Origin of the sequence: Pseudoalteromonas sp. SG43-7, assembly GCF_014164295.1 — a bacterium.
Taxonomy (GTDB): Bacteria; Pseudomonadota; Gammaproteobacteria; order Enterobacterales; family Alteromonadaceae; genus Pseudoalteromonas; species Pseudoalteromonas rhizosphaerae.
The window spans coordinates 1-17,205 of record NZ_JACJEY010000015.1; the positions used below are offsets into that span (position 1 = coordinate 1).

General features: G+C 41.1%; 15 protein-coding genes. 3 read left to right on the top strand and 12 right to left on the bottom strand.

Features of this window, described 5'->3' with window-relative positions; all coding sequences use genetic code 11:
* Positions 1–190: 190 nt before the first annotated feature.
* Positions 191–913: a tRNA (cytosine(32)/uridine(32)-2'-O)-methyltransferase TrmJ gene (trmJ, locus tag H5200_RS08865; protein ID WP_145236524.1), complete on the bottom strand. Its 723-nt coding sequence runs from the start codon at positions 911–913 to the stop codon at positions 191–193.
* Positions 914–1,203: 290 nt separating this feature from the next.
* On the opposite strand from trmJ, the gene suhB reads away from it, so the two are divergent.
* Positions 1,204–2,007: an inositol-1-monophosphatase gene (gene suhB / locus H5200_RS08870; protein WP_145236520.1), complete on the top strand. Its 804-nt coding sequence runs from the start codon at positions 1,204–1,206 to the stop codon at positions 2,005–2,007.
* Positions 2,008–2,055: 48 nt separating this feature from the next.
* Here suhB and H5200_RS08875 read toward each other — a convergent pair whose 3' ends face one another.
* From H5200_RS08875 to queA, 8 genes are all read right to left on the bottom strand, one after another.
* A complete protein-coding gene (locus H5200_RS08875; RefSeq protein WP_182740446.1) occupies positions 2,056–2,883 on the bottom strand; it encodes an ABC transporter substrate-binding protein in 828 nt (275 codons plus the stop codon).
* An 81-nt stretch (positions 2,884–2,964) separates the two neighbouring features.
* A complete protein-coding gene (locus H5200_RS08880; protein ID WP_182761336.1) occupies positions 2,965–4,752 on the bottom strand; it encodes a bifunctional diguanylate cyclase/phosphodiesterase in 1,788 nt (595 codons plus the stop codon).
* 94 nt (positions 4,753–4,846) lie between these two features.
* Positions 4,847–5,377, bottom strand: a complete 531-nt coding sequence (locus H5200_RS08885; protein ID WP_182761337.1) for a hypothetical protein — start codon at positions 5,375–5,377, stop codon at positions 4,847–4,849.
* A 963-nt stretch (positions 5,378–6,340) separates the two neighbouring features.
* The gene (gene secF, locus H5200_RS08890) at positions 6,341–7,288 is read right to left on the bottom strand and encodes a protein translocase subunit SecF (protein WP_149980534.1); all 948 of its coding nucleotides are present in this window, start codon (positions 7,286–7,288) and stop codon (positions 6,341–6,343) included.
* A 9-nt stretch (positions 7,289–7,297) separates the two neighbouring features.
* Positions 7,298–9,157 (bottom strand): protein translocase subunit SecD, encoded by a 1,860-nt coding sequence (gene secD / locus H5200_RS08895; RefSeq protein WP_145238253.1) that lies wholly within the window; start codon positions 9,155–9,157, stop codon positions 7,298–7,300.
* A 16-nt stretch (positions 9,158–9,173) separates the two neighbouring features.
* Entirely contained in the window at positions 9,174–9,512 is a 339-nt protein-coding gene (gene yajC, locus H5200_RS08900; RefSeq protein WP_016709184.1) for a preprotein translocase subunit YajC, read from the bottom strand.
* 25 nt (positions 9,513–9,537) lie between these two features.
* On the bottom strand, positions 9,538–10,665 hold the full coding sequence (gene tgt / locus H5200_RS08905; protein WP_145238250.1) for a tRNA guanosine(34) transglycosylase Tgt: 1,128 nt from the start codon (positions 10,663–10,665) through the stop codon (positions 9,538–9,540).
* A gap of 174 nt (positions 10,666–10,839) precedes the next feature.
* Complete coding sequence (queA, locus tag H5200_RS08910; RefSeq protein ID WP_182719211.1) at positions 10,840–11,871, bottom strand: tRNA preQ1(34) S-adenosylmethionine ribosyltransferase-isomerase QueA; 1,032 nt, start codon at positions 11,869–11,871, stop codon at positions 10,840–10,842.
* Between the two features lie 168 nt (positions 11,872–12,039).
* On the opposite strand from queA, the gene H5200_RS08915 reads away from it, so the two are divergent.
* Together H5200_RS08915 and H5200_RS08920 are read left to right on the top strand one after the other, a co-directional pair.
* Positions 12,040–14,565, top strand: coding sequence for an EAL domain-containing protein (locus H5200_RS08915; RefSeq protein ID WP_182761338.1), 2,526 nt, complete (start codon positions 12,040–12,042; stop codon positions 14,563–14,565).
* A 203-nt stretch (positions 14,566–14,768) separates the two neighbouring features.
* Complete coding sequence (locus H5200_RS08920; RefSeq protein ID WP_145238241.1) at positions 14,769–14,993, top strand: hypothetical protein; 225 nt, start codon at positions 14,769–14,771, stop codon at positions 14,991–14,993.
* Positions 14,994–15,056: 63 nt separating this feature from the next.
* Here the strand turns inward: H5200_RS08920 and H5200_RS08925 are convergent, their stop codons facing one another.
* The 3 genes from H5200_RS08925 to H5200_RS08935 are packed head-to-tail and all read right to left on the bottom strand — an operon-like array spanning position 15,057 to position 17,105.
* Positions 15,057–15,968 (bottom strand): hypothetical protein, encoded by a 912-nt coding sequence (locus tag H5200_RS08925; RefSeq protein WP_182761339.1) that lies wholly within the window; start codon positions 15,966–15,968, stop codon positions 15,057–15,059.
* A gap of 11 nt (positions 15,969–15,979) precedes the next feature.
* A complete protein-coding gene (locus tag H5200_RS08930; RefSeq protein ID WP_182761340.1) occupies positions 15,980–16,570 on the bottom strand; it encodes a hypothetical protein in 591 nt (196 codons plus the stop codon).
* Positions 16,563–17,105 carry an RNA polymerase sigma factor gene (locus H5200_RS08935; protein ID WP_182735511.1) on the bottom strand — a complete coding sequence of 181 codons (543 nt, stop codon included), beginning with the start codon at positions 17,103–17,105 and terminating at the stop codon, positions 16,563–16,565. The genes H5200_RS08930 and H5200_RS08935 overlap by 8 nt, the downstream gene beginning before the upstream one ends.
* Between the last annotated feature and the right edge of the window lie 100 nt (positions 17,106–17,205).

The window sequence follows — 17,205 nt, forward strand, 5'->3', positions numbered from 1 at the left end:
CTAGGTTCTAGGTTCTAGGTTCTACAAAGTTTATATAGCTCGATTCTAGTCAAGCTATTCCTAGTGCCTATATCTTCCTAGCCCCTCAATTAACTTCAATACCCGACTGTTTTAGTCAAGTACTGTGTTCATTGTAATTACCTGAGTAATTTAGTCAAGTATTAGCGGCAAATAGTCTTATAACTTTCGCTTATTTAGTAGACTTATTTATTGAGGTTAAAATACCGCGCAAGATATTTAGCTCTGCATCTTCTGGGCGTGCACGGTTAAATAAACGACGTAGCTTAGTCATTACCATGCCCGGATGCTGCTTAATAATAAAGCCTGTTTCCAGTAAGGTTTGTTCTAAGTGTTCGTAAAATAACTCGGTTTGTTTTGAGCTTGGATACACAGCATCATCTACTGGCGTGGCTTTTGGTTGTTGATTTAAAAATGCCATACGCGTTTCGTAACATAAGGTCTGCACAGCCATTGCTAAATTAAGCGAGCTATATTCAGGATTAGCCGGAATACACACATGGTAGTTGCACAGTTGCAGTTCTTCATTACTTAAACCACTGTTTTCGCGGCCAAAAACTAATGCTACAGGACCAGTAACAGCTTCGGCAACTAGCTTCTCACCACATTCACGTGGTTCCACCATAGGCCACGATAAAGTACGTGAACGGGCGCTAGTACCAATAGTTAGAGCACAACCTGCAATCGCTTCAGCAACTGTGTCAACGATTACCGCATTACCTAGCACATCAGTTGCACCGGCCGCTAATGCGCTGGCGTGGCTATCAACTTCACACGCTGGATCAACTAAATACAGTTTTGATAAGCCCATGGTTTTCATCGCGCGCGCCGCTGAGCCGATGTTACCTGAATGCGAGGTGTTTACTAAAACAATGCGGATGTCATCTAAGATCATTACTGTTTAACTCATACCAAAAAATTGCGCGAATTATAACATAGAGAAAAGCTGTAAGCAGCAAAGATTCTAGGTTCTAGGTTCTAGGTAATAAATATGGGAAGTTTTATGTATCAACGATCAATGCTGGCTTTTGTCTTGTAATTTTTACCTTGCAACTCAATCCAGTACAAAAAACACTCAAAAATTTTTGGGGTTTATTGTTTACTTTGTGTCAAAAATCGCTAGAATACGCCGGCTGAAATATATAGAAATATATACACGTTCTTTTACAACCCAAAGGTAATACCATGCATCCAATGTTAAACATTGCGGTTCGCGCTGCGCGTAACGCAGGCAAAATTTTACTTCGCGCTGGCGAAGATTTATCAAAAGTTGAAGTGCAACAAAAAGGCACTAATGATTTAGTAACGAATATTGATAAAGAAGCCGAAGCCGTAATTCGCGACACTATTTTACAATCTTACCCTACTCACTCTATTGTTGGTGAAGAGCTAGGTGAGCACGTAGGTAAAGATGCAGATTACCAATGGATTGTTGATCCTATTGATGGCACTACAAACTTCATCAAAGGCATCCCTCATTACGCGGTTTCTATCGCACTTAAAGTTAAAGGTCGTCTAGACCAAGCTGTTATCTACGATCCAATTCGTGGCGAGCTTTTCACCGCTTCTCGTGGTCAAGGCGCACAGCTAAATAGCAAACGTCTTCGTGTAAGTAAAACTACCGTTCTTTCTGGTACTGTTCTTGCCACTGGTTTCCCATTCAAAAACAAACACCATATGGATGCGTATACTGAAGCATTCAAAGCATTGTTTGTTCACACTGCTGATATTCGCCGTGCCGGTTGTTCTGCACTAGACATGGCATACGTGGCAGCTGGCCGTGTTGATGGTTTCTTTGAAATTGGTTTGAAACCATGGAACTCAGCTGCAGGTGAACTAATGGTTAAAGAAGCTGGCGGTATGGTTGTAGATTTTGCCGGTGGTAATAATTACGCTCACAGCGGTAATATTATCTGTGGCGCACCGAAATTAACACAAGCGATGATCCGTGAAATTCGCCCAGTATTAACTGAAGCGTTACTTCGCTAATAGCAAGTTATACTCAGATCGATACTAAAAGGAGCCTAGGCTCCTTTTTTAATGATTAAAATAAGGGTTCTCTAATTTGATCTCAACAGTGTTCTGCGGATCAAATGGCAAGGCCTTTAAATCATCGCCAAAATACTGATTAAATAGCTCATCAAAACTACCGTTCTTTTGCATAATAGCTAAGCCATCGCTGAGCGTTTTTGCCAGTTCTGGCTTGTGTTTGGCCACAAAGTAATAAAAAGCACTCGGGTAGCTAATATATAAATTTGGCACAATAACCAGCGCTTGCTTATTAACTTCTTTTAACTCTGAGCTTACTTCTATGAAGGAGCGAGGAAAGTAATCAACTCGTCCGGTCAAAACGATATTAAACATCGCTTGATAATTTGCAAACGGCCGTACTGATAAATCATTATGTGCCAATATTTTGGTATCTGGCCAGTCATGCCCTTGAATTGCAGTAAACCCTTTTAGTTGCTCTTTGCTCTTGATATCAACAAAGCGATTAAGAAACGACTGCCTAGTTACTAAGGCTCGCTTACCAATATAACCTTTAAATAACGGCACTTTTATCGGTATTGCTAAGGTTTCGCGTTCGGGGCTGGTCATACTCCAATATAGGTCAACGCTATTATCGGCAAGGGATATGAGCGCTCGCTGTTGGTGAGGGTGTACCACGACAGATTCTAACTGGGCTGAATAATTAGCGGCATCAAGCGCACGTTGCAGTAACTCTTTTAAGTATGCATCTCGTTTATATAATGTTCGAGGTTCTTGAGCGATTGTGACCGTTTCTTTTGCTGCAGTTTTAGCACTGTATACGGTACTAACAATAAGTACCGAGAGCGAGATGAGTGAAAAGAAATACCTAGTCATATTTATTATTTTCTAGTGTTTTAGTAAAGCTACACGCTGAGCAATAAATACTCAAGAAAAACAGCCCTACTTAACGTTATTTTATATGACTTGTTTCTCAGGAGTTAAACGTACAACCGCCAAAGCAGGGCCACGTCGTTTACATAAAAATAGATAGCTGTGGCGATAACGTTTTGCTTCTTTTTTAGCATCTGTTGCCAATGCAGCAATTTGATGACTGTTAGTACACTGCTCTAGATCGGGTTCAACAACGCCAATCGATAAAGTAAGTAAAGGTACAAATTGCTTTTCACCTTCACGATTAGTTGCCCAATAACCACCACTGGCAATATGCTCTGGCGTAAAGAATGCACGAGATTTCAGCTCAAACTCAGTTATTATGTTGTTACATACTGTAGCCGCATCATCACCATCAAAGACCACCATAAAATCATCGCCACCAATATGACCAACAAAACTGGGCACATTACTACAAGCTTGGGTGGTGACATCGGCCAATAATTTGATGACACTATCACCACTGGCGTAACCATATAAATCGTTGAACTGCTTAAAGTGGTTTAAATCAATATAGGCTAATGCAAAGCTGTGTTTGGCTCTTAATCTATGCTCAATTGCTTCGTTAATTGCAACATTCCCCGGCAGCATCGTAAGTGGATTAGCATGCTGAGCATGACGAATTTTCTCTTCCGTAATATGTTTTAAAATATCCCGCAGTGGCGCGAGCCCTAAGTACTGCTCAGTGCGAGTGATCACAATATGACGGCGAATATCAAAATCATTTTCGGTAATTTGCTGACTAACAGTATCAAGTAGCTGATTTTCATCAACTACCAAGGGTTGCTTATGCATTAGTGCCGTAACCGGTTGTTTGTCGTATAAAGCATGGCCATAAGGAGCCGCAAATACTTCTGTCAGTTGATCTTTGTGTAATAAGCCTATCGGCTGTAAGTTTTCGTCTACAACCGCAAGACTGATAATCGATTTATCTTTTTCAAAAATATTATGCGCATCTTTACAACGGGTATGACTGTCGATGGAGGCTTGTTCGATTGCTAGCCAACCTATCGCCATTGATTGCTCAAACTGATTGGTAAGTGGAGTAAAACTTAATTGCTGTAATTGAGCTGAGTCAAACGCTAAACTAGGCTTTAAACTTGGTCGTTCCAGCAAAAAGCCTTGCGCATTCACAATGCCTAGCCCTTCAAGTAAACTTAGTTCTTCAACCCGCTCTATGCCCTCTGCTATCACGGCTGTTTTGGTAACTTTCGCTAACTCTATAATTGATTTTAAAAATTCTTTTTTAACCACGCTTTCATCACAATGGTCAATAAAATAACGATCAATTTTCACATAGTCAGGACATAATTCTGACCATTGCTTTAATCCTGAGTAGCCTGCACCTAAATCATCGATGGCAATCGAAAAACCGAGCTGGCGATAATGAGCAATTGTTTTCAGCAATAAAAAGCCATCATCGACCTTTTCTTGTTCGGTAACTTCAATCACCACTCTATTAGCGGCCAAGCCAAACTGCTTAATTAGGTGTAATGTTTCGCCTTTCGGATGGCAGGGATCAAGTAACGTTTTAGGACTTACATTTAAGAATAATTTGCCTTGTAGTTTTAACCTTACAAAATTTTCGATCGCTTTTGAACGGCATAACAACTCAAGCTCTGAGATTTTATCGTGCACAATTGCAGCACTAAAAAGCGCATTTGGCATCTCTAGATCGCAATTTTTAGGGCCTCGACTTAATGCTTCGTAACCTAAAATTTGCTGCCCTGCAATATCAAAGATGGGTTGAAACAGTGTCGTTATTTCACTGTTTTTTAAGATATTTTCTAATATACCTAGCCGAGCACTCACTTATCATCAACCCATTACTTCATTAAGAGAGTGCTAAAGTAGCAAGCTGGTATGACAATTTTATGTCAGTACCCGTTAACACTCCGGCATTTTGTTATTTATTTAATGCTTGTTCAACCTGATCAAAATGAGCTATCACCTCAATAATCTCAAGTTCAGCATATTCATAAGCTTGTGGGTCAACAAATCCTAAACGAGCAACCGCCTGTACAGTCGCAGGATGAACCAATAAATCCTTACCGTGATAACATATGGGATCGTCAAACTTAGGTAGCTTACCATCGCTATGATAACCACTTTCAATTTCTTCTAGGGGCAATGACGGGAGCAAATCAGCAACAGCAATAAGCGCATTTAAGTATTCAGCACATTGTGGATAATCAACTATCAAGTCACTGAGGATAGTCTGCGATAGCGCGACTAAATCAGCAGATTGAGTTTCTAAATTAGCCGCATCTTTTTGCACTCTAATACTGCGAAGTAAGTTGTTAGCTTGATGCTGGTAATGCTCAAGTGTTGTTAATTGATAAGGTTGTACTGCAGCCTTTGATTGCTTAGGTTTAACGTTGTCATCACATCCGCTAACAATAATTAGACTACTAGCGACTACAAGTTGCTTTAACATTAGTTGGTTACATCAATACTTAATCAATAATTACTATTATAGGAAATATTTAATTTCATAAATAGCAATAATTAAAATTCGCTATGATAAAGCCCCGCTTACATATAGCCTTACACCGATGCCAACCCGCAGGCTTCCCAAAACCCTAGCACCTTTAACTTTATCCCTTTAATCTCTTCCTCTGTGAGCTCTGTGAGCTCTGTGAGCTCTGTGCCCTCTGTGCCCTCTGTGGTGAATTAATCATTTAAACAATTTGCACCACAGAGGACACCGAGGCGCTTCGCGCAACACAGAGAAAGTAAGGTTAAGCCGAACCCTATTACCTTCCTTTACCTCTTTGTGAATGAAAAACTTAAAATATTTTTCACAAAGAGAAGACATTTGAGTCACGCGGCATAAAGCCCCGACTACGCAAATCCAAACACCAATGCCAACCCGTAGGCGGAATTACTTGACCAAGGTACCTCGCGCAATTTTAAATTCACCAGTTAGACATAGAGTTGTGAAAAACCTTTCGCGGTGGCAAGCCACTCGCCTACAAGTTATTAAGTACCAAAGTAACTTTAAACTCCCGTAGGCGTTAAGCTTGCTGACGCGCGTCTCTTAACCTCTTTGCGAATGAATAACTAAAAATATTTTGCACAAAGAGAAGACATTAGAATATTTTTAACAGCGCGGTGGCAAGCCACTCGCCTACAAGTTATTAAGCACCAAAGTAACTTTAAACTCCCGTAGGCGTTAAGCTTGCTGACGCGCGTCTCTTAACCTCTTTGCGAATGAATAACTAAAAATATTTTGCACAAAGAGAAGACATTAGAATATTTTTAACAGCGCGGTGGCAAGCCACTCGCCTACAAGTTATTAAGCACCAAAGTAACTCTATACTCTCGTAGGCGACACAAACACTTAAAAGCAAAAAACCGCTCAATGAGCGGTTTTTTAAACGTAAACTTAGATTTATACCTATGGCATAGCGTCTAAATCTGCGCCTTCTTTTTCGATAACTTCTGGTATTAAGTCTTCTTTACTTACGCCCATCGCAATCGCAACGGCACTAGCAACATAAATCGAAGAATAAGTACCAATAAACACACCAAATAACAGCGCTGTAGCAAAACCATGAATAGTTTGACCACCCCAAGCAAACAAGGCGATTAATACTAAAATAGTGGTAATTGAAGTTACTAGAGTACGGTTAAGTGTTTGCGTTAATGAAATATCAATGATCTCAACAGTATCGTCGATACGCACTTTGCGGAAGTTCTCACGAATACGGTCAGATACAACGATAGTATCATTAAGAGAGTAACCTATTACCGCCAGTATTGCCGCCAATATGGTTAAGTCGAACTCTAACCCTAATACTGAAAACAAACCTAAAGTAATGATTACATCGTGTAAAAGTGCCGACACTGCGCCTACCGCAAAACGCCACTCAAAGCGAAATGCCACATAGATCAAGATACAAATAAGCGCAGTTAACATGGCAAGGCCACCCTGCTCTTTTAAGTCTTCACCTACACTTGGGCCAACAAACTCAATTCGACGCATTACTACGCTATCATCGGCTTTTTTAAGTGCATCAATTACTTGGTTACCAATTACTTCGGCTTTAACATCATCACCGCGTGGTGCTAAGCGAACCAAAATCTCTTGGCTTGAACCAAATAATTGTACTGATGCATCTGCAAAACCATTTTCAGCTAACACTGAACGTACTTTCTTTAAGTCTGCTGGTTGTGCAAAACCGACTTCTACAGCAGTACCGCCCGTAAAATCTAAGCCAAAGTTTAAACCTTTAACGAAGAACGATGCGAACGATGCCAAAATAAGTAGCGTTGAGATGCTCATAGCAACTTTGCGCAGCGACATAAACCCTAAAGTTCTGCCGCCTAATTTTAAAATTTGCATATCTGCTCCTTAAATTGACAGCTTATCAATGCGCTTACCACCAATACATAAGTTGATTACCGCACGGGTACCAACAATGGCTGTAAACATTGAGGTGATAATACCTATCGCAAGTGTCACTGCGAAACCAGCAATTGGGCCTGTACCCACTGCGAACAAGATAATCGCAGCAATTAAGGTGGTAATATTGGCATCAAAAATCGTACTAAAAGCACTATCATAGCCATGATGAACAGCCTGTTGCGGACTACGTCCATCGGCCAGCTCTTCGCGAATACGCTCAAATATTAGTACGTTGGCATCAACTGCCATACCTACCGTTAGTACGATACCAGCAATACCTGGCAGTGTTAGTGCAGCGCCTGGGATCAACGACATAACACCCACAATCAATACTAAGTTAGCTGCTAAGGCAATATTAGCGACTAAGCCAAAACCTTTGTAATAAACTAACATAAAGATCAGTACAAACAGGAAGCCTAAAGCAACCGCCGTCATACCTGCTTCGATATTTTCTTGACCTAAGCTTGGCCCTACCGTGCGCTCTTCAACAATTTGAATTGGCGCAACAAGTGCTCCCGCACGTAGTAATAAACTTAAGTTATGTGCTTCTGCAGGGTTATCAATGCCGGTGATGCGAAACGAACGATCAAGACGCGCTTGTATAGTTGCCACGTTGATCACTTCTTCCACCTTAATTGGTGGTAGCGCTTTACCGTTTTCGTCTGTTTTACCAGAGGGCTTATACTCTATAAATACCGTCGCCATACGCTTGCCAATAGCACGCTTAGTGAAAGCATTCATTTTCGCGCCGCCTTTGCTATCAAGGCTAATACTTACTTGCGGACGTTGGTATTCATCGGCACCCGATTGCGCACCAGTAATGTGACTACCTTCGAGAATAATGCGTTTTTTAAGTACCACTGGGTAGCCATCACGGCTCATGATCATTTCAGTACCAGGCGGAATACGCCCTTGCGCTGCTGCCGTTGGATCGGCATTTTCGTCTACTTCACGAAACTCAAGCGTTGCTGTAGCACCCAAAATCTCTTTCGCACGCGCAGTATCTTGCACACCAGGTAACTGCACAATAATGCGCTCTGCACCTTGACGTTGTACGTTAGGCTCAGCAACACCGATTTGGTTAATACGGTTACGGATAATGGTTTCGTTTTGCTTGATAGCATAGTCACGAATTTCTTTGAGTTTTTGCTCGCTGATGGTGGCATAAAACGCGTTATCGTTAGAGCTATCATCAATGTAGTTATGTAATGGATAGCGTGACTGTAAAAAACGCTCTGCCGCATCTTTATCTTCTGCGCTGCGCATCTCCACACGAATACGTTCAGTACCAGCTACACGACGTACCGTGCGATAGCGTAGTTTTTCTTCACGTAAATCACTTTTATAGTCTTGATCCATTTGCTCCAGCGCGTTATCAACCGCTGTCACCATGTCAATTTCCATCGTAAAGTGAACACCGCCACTTAAATCCAAGCCCAATTTCATTGGATTGCCGCCAAGGGCTTTTAACCAATGAGGTTGCGCCGGGGCCATGTTAATGGCTGAGATGTAATCGTCGCTCAATGAATCACGCAATAAATCTTGCGCTTTAAGCTGCTCTTCAACATTTTTAAAGCGGATCAACACTTGACCGTTTTCGAACTTAACTGATTTTACGGTAACATTGTGCTCTTTGAGGGTCGCATTTACTTTGTCTACTACAGCTAGATCTGCATCAGTTCCTTTAGTACCTGAAATTTGTATGGCCGGATCACGACCATACAAATTAGGAGAGGCATATAAAAGACCTACCGCAATCACAGCTAGAACAAGTAAATACTTCCATAATGGAAACTTGTTTAACACGTGGGCGTCCTTATTATTATAGCGACTTCATTGTGCCTTTAGGCAATACTGCTGACACTGCTGATTTTTGTACAGTTACTTCAGCTTGATCGTTAAGTGAAATAACGATGAAATCTTTATCTTCAGAGATTTTAGCGATTTTACCCACTAAACCACCTTGAGTAAGAACTTCGTCGCCTTTTGCCATCGCATTCATCAGCGCTTTATGCTCTTTTACACGCTTAGCTTGTGGACGGTAAATCAAGAAGTAAAATACTAAGCCAAAGATAGCTAGCATGATCAACATCTCATAACCACCACCGGCTGGCGCTGCACCTGCCGCACTTGCGTGGGCGTTTGAAATAAATAAACTCATAACACTTCCTCTTTAATTTTTAAATTTAATTTGTGGTATCTGCAAGCTCTGGCACTTCTTGGCCGCGGCGTGCATAAAAATCATTTACGAATTCATCTAACTTACCGTCACCGATCGCATTACGTAAACCTTCCATAACGCGCTGATAGTAACGTAAGTTATGAATTGTGTTTAGTCGTGCACCTAAAATTTCGTTACATTTATCAAGATGATGTAGGTACGCGCGCGAATAATTCTTACAAGTATGGCAATCACACTCAGGATCAAGTGGGCCGGTATCTGTTTTGTGCACAGCATTACGAATTTTCACAATGCCACCAGTTATAAATAAATGTCCATTACGCGCATTACGAGTTGGCATTACACAGTCAAACATATCGATACCGCGACGAACGGCTTCAACTAAGTCTTCAGGTTTACCTACACCCATAAGGTAACGGGGTTTGTTCTCTGGCATTTTATAAGCACAGTGATCAAGAATGTTAATCATCTCATTTTTTGGCTCACCGACCGATAAACCACCGAGTGCGTAGCCATCAAAACCAATTTCTTCAAGACCTTGTTGTGACTGAGCACGCAACTCCGGGTACATACCACCTTGGATAATACCAAATAAAGCTGATGGATTGTCACCGTGACCTTCTTTTGAACGCTTAGCCCAACGAAGTGATAACTCCATTGAATCTTTAGCTTCTTTTTCGGTGGCAGGATAAGGCGTACATTCGTCAAAAATCATTACGATGTCTGAACCTAAATCACGCTGCACTTGCATGGCTTTTTCTGGTGAAAGCATAATTTTTTCACCGTTAACAGGCGAGCTAAACAATACACCTTCTTCGGTAATTTTACGCATTGCGCCTAAGCTAAACACTTGAAAACCGCCTGAGTCGGTTAAAATTGGTTTATCCCAATTCATAAAACCATGTAATCCACCATGCTGCTTGATGATTTCAGTACCAGGGCGAAGCATTAAATGGAAGGTGTTACCTAGGCAAATATGCGCACCAGTGTCTTTGACTTCATCTGGGGTCATACCTTTGACAGTACCGTAAGTACCTACTGGCATAAATGCTGGCGTTTCGACTACGCCTCTATCAAAAATCAAGCGGCCGCGGCGGGCTTTACCGTCTGTACGGTCTAATTCAAACTTCATATCATCCTCAAATGTCAGAAAAACAGTCCAACAAGCTATAATTTAACCGCTCGATTCTACCCTTTTTGTAAAACCATTACTATTAATTGGGCTCAAAGCTGAAATTAAAAGTGCAAAAATCAAAACTAAAAAGCCCAACGCTAGGCTGGGCTTTAAGTGCTTTTATAGAAAAAACTATTTACGGGTTAAAAACATCGCATCGCCGTAGCTAAAAAAGCGGTATTTTTGTGCAATTGCAGTTTGGTATGCACTCATAATATTATCTTGCCCAGCAAATGCACTAACCAACATGATCAATGTCGATTCTGACAAGTGAAAATTAGTGACCATGGCATCAACTACGTTAAATTGATAACCTGGGTAAATAAAAATATCGGTGTCACCAAAGTAACTGGCTAATTGGCCGCCATGTATCTTAGCTGCTGATTCCAATGAACGTACCGAAGTTGTGCCTACCGCAATCACTCTGCCGCCGTTAGCTTTGGTTGCAGCGACTGCTGCAACAACATCATCAGGCACTTCAATGTATTCGGAGTGCATTATATGATCATTAACCGAGTCTACGCGCACCGGCTGGAATGTGCCAGCGCCAACATGCAGAGTAACAAATGCCATGTTTACACCCTTGGCTTTTAATGCAGCCATGAGCGTATCGTCAAAATGTAGACCGGCAGTTGGCGCTGCAACCGCGCCAGGTTTTTCACCGTAAACTGTTTGATAGCGTTTGCGGTCTTCGTCAGTATCTGGACGGTCAATATAAGGCGGCAGTGGCATATGACCAATATCGTTTAAAATTTCCAGAACGTTTTGCTCACCTGTAAACTCTAGTTCAAACAATTCGCCATGACGACCCACCATAGTCGCCTGCGCTTTACCTTCGAGAATAAGTTCTGTACCTGGTTTTGGTGATTTACTGGCGCGTACATGAGCCAGCACGCGATGCTCATCAAGCACGCGCTCTACCAGCACTTCAAGTTTACCGCCAGATGCTTTTTGGCCATACATACGAGCAGGGATCACTTTGGTATTATTAAATACCAACAAGTCATTTTCATTTACTAAATCAAGAATATCGCTAAATATTTTATGTTCTACAGCGCCACTTGGGCCATCTAAGGTTAATAAGCGACTGCTGGTTCGATCCTGTTTAGGAAAACGAGCAATTAATTCATCAGGTAAGTCAAAGCTAAAATCAGCCACGCGCATAGGATATATCCAGATCAAAAAAGTCGCGCCAAGTTTAACTGTATCGTGCTATTAGCTCAACCAACGGCTTTAATTAAAATACAATGGAATGTTCTCTTGTGGTTCGAGACAAATGGCATTATTCTACTCAACTTGATTAGAGCTAGGTTGATAAGAGGTGTGACATAAATGGCTAAGCAGCTAACTTTGCTGATCTTAAACGCCAGTGTCGCTGAGCGTCAGGCTGTTAAGTCAACCTTAAATCGGCTCAATGTATTTACTTTCCTTGAAGTGGCCGATAGCCAACAAGCCCTCGAAATTCTTAAATCTCAAGCGGTCGATGTCATTATTACCGGTCTAAATGTTGGTAAAATCGATGGCTGGCGATTTTCTCGGATGATCCGTTCAGGGTTATTAAAAACCCCAAAAAACACACCAATTGTGCTTACTCCGCCTATCTATTGTGAGCGAATAGCCGAAACGACAGCACGCAGTTATGGCATAGATGCGGTATTACCATTTGAACGCCAAGATATGCTGCCACAGGTACTGGCAAATGTATTATCAACGCATTTAGAAAAAAGCAGTCGCTTAGATTTGTTGCTGCTCGAAACCGACAGTAGTAAAGCCGCCGAAATAACGCAACAACTACAGCTAAACTTTGCCTGCACCCATGTTTCTAGTAATAAACAAGCATTATCAATCTATTTGCAGCAAAAGTTTGCCATTGTGTTACTTGATGCAACCGCAGCACACGCAGGAGCTGCCAGTCAATTAGTTGAAGAGATTTTACAACACAACCCAAAACAAGCCATTGTAACTATTATTGATACAAAAGATGCCGATCATGCTGAACAACTATTGCTTTCAGGGGTTACTGATTTTATTCGTGCACCGTATGAACAAACCTTGTTAAGTAAAGTATGCGACCATGCTGCGCGCCGTGAAGATTTTATGGTCAGTTATGCAGAGTTTGCACAAAAAGTAGAACAGCTAAGTCAAAGTCAAAGCCGCTATAAGGAGCTATTTTCAGCCCATCAGCGGATACTATTACATCTTAATACTGTGGTGCTTGAATTTGATCAACAAGGCCGCATTCGTTTTATCAACCCTGCGTGGGAAGCACTCAGTGGGTTTGGCATAAAACAAACCTTGAGCAAAGCACTCTCTGACTTTTGTATCAATGATTGCAAAGATAAACTACTGCAAACAATTAGCAGTATTTTGCATGGCGGTGCCTTGCAACAGCAGGTTGAAGTGCAAATTATTCATAAAGATGGTCAAGCTATTTGGGTTGAGTGCCGCTTACAACTAATCAAAAACAGCAGTAATGCTGCCACGATCACCGCCACAATAGATAATATTCATGAGCGCAAACAAGCTGAATTACAGCTGCGCCATTTAGCGCTTCATGACACCTTAACCGGCTTACATAACCGCTATTATTTTGATCAACAACTCAATCGAATTTGCCAGCCGCAACGCACTAATGGCGACATAGAACACGCTTTAATTTATATTGACCTCGATCATTTTAAAATAATTAATGACAGTAAAGGTCATCAACAAGGCGATATAGTTCTTAAAGAAGTTGCGCAACTATTTAACGCCAATATCAGTGATGAACACTTAGTGTGTCGCATTGGTGGTGATGAATTTGCGGTGATCTTAAATAATATGAATCTGCTTGATGCACACTTGATAGCTGAAAGTATTTGTATGGCTATTGAAGGTCACCAGTTTAAATCTGAAGAACAAGTTTATTCAATTAGCTGCTCAATTGGCTTAACGCAAATAACAGCAGCGAACCATGATCCGAGTGAATGCTTAAAACAAGCTGATATTGCCTTGTACGTTGCTAAAAGCTTAGGCCGTAATTTGGTTCATTGTTACTCTAAAGAAGATGCCAGCCATAACACCTTGCAAGCTGGATTAGAGTGGGGACACAGCATTCGCCAAGCATTGCAACAAAACCAAATTGAATTGCATTACCAGCCGATTTGGGACTTTAAACATGGTGGTGTCGCTTATTTTGAAGCACTGTTACGCTTAAAACTCGACGGTGAACTGGTTTATCCAAACCAATTTATTCCGTCACTTGAATTATTGAACGACACTTACTTAATGGATCAATGTGTGATCAGCAATGCAATTTCTGCCATTGCCGCTAACCCTGAACTAAATCAAGTTGCAATAAACCTATCTGCGCAATCGTTTTTAGATGAACGCCTATTACCGCATATCGAATCGACCCTTGAAAAGTGCGATGTCAGCCCTACTCGGGTTATTTTTGAGATCACCGAGTCCGCCAGTATCAATAATTTAACTGCCACTCGTGCGATGATCGAAAAGCTCAATCGCTTGGGCTGTCATTTTTCAATTGATGACTTTGGCACTGGCTTTAGCACCTTTAATTATCTTAAACAGCTGCCAGCTCAACATGTAAAAATAGACGGTTCGTTTGTTCGCGATATGCTCAATGATCCAATCGACTTGGCGTTAGTTAAAGCAATAAATGATATTAGTCGCTCGCTCAATAAGCGTTCAGTTGCTGAATATGTTGAAAATGAAGAGATCTTTTTAGCACTAAAAGAAATAGGTGTTGATTATGGCCAAGGCTACTTTATTTCACGCCCGGTGCCCGTAGAAAAAATCAAACATCAGTTACAAAAAATTTATCAAAACAAAACTTTTTACGAACAACCACCTAGCTAAAATAGCGAACTTTTCATACAAATCTACGCATTTTTTTACTTCCATCTTGTGATAACTCATCTATACTTTGCTCATCGGGCGATAAATGTCTTGTGATTATGATGATAATCGAAATTTCACATGACATCGTTAAATCATAGCAACATGCCACTCACAAACTAACATGTTGTTATTAGTATCATTGTCAATTTATGGAGTGAATTATGATGCAATTAATAGTGTTACTATTAGCGGTAAACTTAGGGATAACTTACCAATGCTATCGATATGCCAGTATCAAAGGTTACCCGGTTGTAACTTTTACCTGCTTAGGTTTGATCCCCTACTTTAACTTAGTGGTGTGGGTTTATTTGTTATTTTTACCAGATATTACGCCATTCAATAAACAGTTTGAATATGAAGGGCATAACGAAAAGCAGCCTTTGTAACACGGCTGCTTGTTGGTCAGGGATAAGTTATTAATTGAGCTCAGTTAATATCAGCTCGGCTAATTAAAATTGGTAGCTAATAGCTTTTTTAGTCAGTACGCTGGCTTTGATATCGCCGGCGACACACTTTTTAATATCTGATTTATTAAATACTTTTATTAAACTCGTATTTTTATCGCCGAGCCCTTTAAGAACAAAACTCACATGCTCGTCGTTTGGCAGACTACGTAAACCACTACCGTAATCACATAACGTAAGACTGATACTTGTGCTTACTTGCTCCAGTAACTGTTGTTGCTCTGCGGCTTGTTGTTGCTCACGCTCGGCATGCTTTGCATTGATATTTTGGCGTAGCTGTTGCTGCTGTTTAGTGAGTGTAGTTTGTTGTTTTTCCAGCTTCGCGATATCTTTTTCTAACGCTTTTTTGCGTTGTTCAAGCTGTTTCTCTTCGGCGCTATTATCATGGCGGCTGGCAAACTCTAAATCGCGCTTTTCACGCTCTAAATCCCGCAACTTTCGGCCCACATCACGCTCTTGCTCTGCAATTTCGCGCACTTGTTCTGCGCCTTCACGCATTAGTTCCATCGCTTGTTGATAAGCTTCTCGTGATGATTCAACAACATCTTCGGTAATAAACTCTACTTGATCACTGATAATTTCAATATCCATATTAGCAAAATCAATTTCAGGCAGTGGTGGTAACGGCGCATTAGGTGCGTTACTAAAAATAGTCTGCCAGCGGCTAGAGCCTCTTACGTCCAGCTCAAATACCACTCCCTGCTTAACAAAATAGTTGGCTTGAATCGCACGGATCCTTTTATTGGTATCTTGCTTTAACGCGCTGCTTAAAATGTTTTCCATTATTGCTACTTCACGCTGTATTGATGCCAACTCCGCTGGGGCTTGCGCAGATACATTAGCACTTAAACACCCAAGTATGGCCATTATGGCGCTGCTGATAAGTTTTTTATTCATGCTCTATACTCCTAATTTTTCGCAATCGCGGCTGTTGGCTGCTCTTGTACTTGTTCGGCTAAATCATTTAATTGCATCCGTAGATACGCTTGATCTTGAGCTCGCTGGGTTTTGATGTAAGTGATTAAACTGGCAATATCTTCTTGGCGTTCAACTCGTCCTGTTGCAATGGCCTCTTTTGCTAATTGATACATCTGCTGTTGCTGCAATTGATTTTGCGCAGTAATAATTTTTTGCATTTGGTCAATTTGCTTTTGTTGAGACTGCAATAAATGTGTTTGTTTCGTTACTTGTGCAAGTAACCCCTGCGTATCTGATTGCGGTATAACTAAAAAGATTAACGAACAAACCAATACTGATGCTGCAACAGCCCACGTTCCAGCGACGCTAAACACACGCACAGCGGAGAACTGCGATATTGTTGATTGGCGATCCCAGATTGGTACAGGTACAGCCTTATAGTCACGGCTATGTTGTTGCCATACTTGCGCTTGGCTCATCAACGCTGCATATTCGGGATCATTTTCGAGCTGCTGCAATTGTTTATCGCTCAAAACTTTACCATCTAACCATTGCTCAAAAAGCGACTCTAAACTAGCCATCTACGGCCTCCAAATGAACTTTTAATTTTCCTAATGCACTGTATAACCGCGACTTAGCAGTATTAGTTGAAATATCTAATTGCTCAGCAATCTCTTCAAAGGTGCAATGCTGGAAAAATTTCAACTCCACCACTAAACGCTGCTCCCACGGTAACTTATTCAACATACTTTTTAATTGCTGATGCTGGGCCTGTGCTACACGATTGCCTTCTAATTCACTGTGTTCACAGGCCTGTTCTGGCACATCATCTAAGCTCTGATAATGCTTGCGACGGCGGTAGTATTCAACGCTACGCCGATGCACAATTTGAAATACCCAAGTATTAAAACTCGACTCACCACGAAAGTTCGGCAGACTTTTATACACCGAAATAAACACCTCTTGCATTAAGTCCATGGCATCATCTGGGTTACTTAGCATCCGCAAACAATAGTTATAAACTTGGCTTTCATGCTGCTTAACCAGCTTAAGCCAGGCGCGCTTATTTCCTTGTTGTGCTTTGGCGATTAATGTTTCTATTGATTGAAAAAACACGATTCTCGATGCTTAGTTATTTTACTTATGAGGTTAGTCGATAGAGTGAAGCAGATAGTTTGGAAAAGATAAAAATAAATGAAAATAAATAAAAAAGCTC

Coding starts and splice junctions, on each gene's coding strand:
- trmJ (WP_145236524.1), bottom strand. CDS start 913: ATGATCTTAGATGACATCCGCATTGTTTTAGTAAACACCTCGCATTCA.
- suhB (WP_145236520.1), top strand. CDS start 1,204: ATGCATCCAATGTTAAACATTGCGGTTCGCGCTGCGCGTAACGCAGGC.
- H5200_RS08875 (WP_182740446.1), bottom strand. CDS start 2,883: ATGACTAGGTATTTCTTTTCACTCATCTCGCTCTCGGTACTTATTGTT.
- H5200_RS08885 (WP_182761337.1), bottom strand. CDS start 5,377: ATGTTAAAGCAACTTGTAGTCGCTAGTAGTCTAATTATTGTTAGCGGA.
- secF (WP_149980534.1), bottom strand. CDS start 7,288: ATGCAAATTTTAAAATTAGGCGGCAGAACTTTAGGGTTTATGTCGCTG.
- yajC (WP_016709184.1), bottom strand. CDS start 9,512: ATGAGTTTATTTATTTCAAACGCCCACGCAAGTGCGGCAGGTGCAGCG.
- tgt (WP_145238250.1), bottom strand. CDS start 10,665: ATGAAGTTTGAATTAGACCGTACAGACGGTAAAGCCCGCCGCGGCCGC.
- queA (WP_182719211.1), bottom strand. CDS start 11,871: ATGCGCGTGGCTGATTTTAGCTTTGACTTACCTGATGAATTAATTGCT.
- H5200_RS08915 (WP_182761338.1), top strand. CDS start 12,040: ATGGCTAAGCAGCTAACTTTGCTGATCTTAAACGCCAGTGTCGCTGAG.
- H5200_RS08920 (WP_145238241.1), top strand. CDS start 14,769: ATGATGCAATTAATAGTGTTACTATTAGCGGTAAACTTAGGGATAACT.
- H5200_RS08925 (WP_182761339.1), bottom strand. CDS start 15,968: ATGAATAAAAAACTTATCAGCAGCGCCATAATGGCCATACTTGGGTGT.
- H5200_RS08930 (WP_182761340.1), bottom strand. CDS start 16,570: ATGGCTAGTTTAGAGTCGCTTTTTGAGCAATGGTTAGATGGTAAAGTT.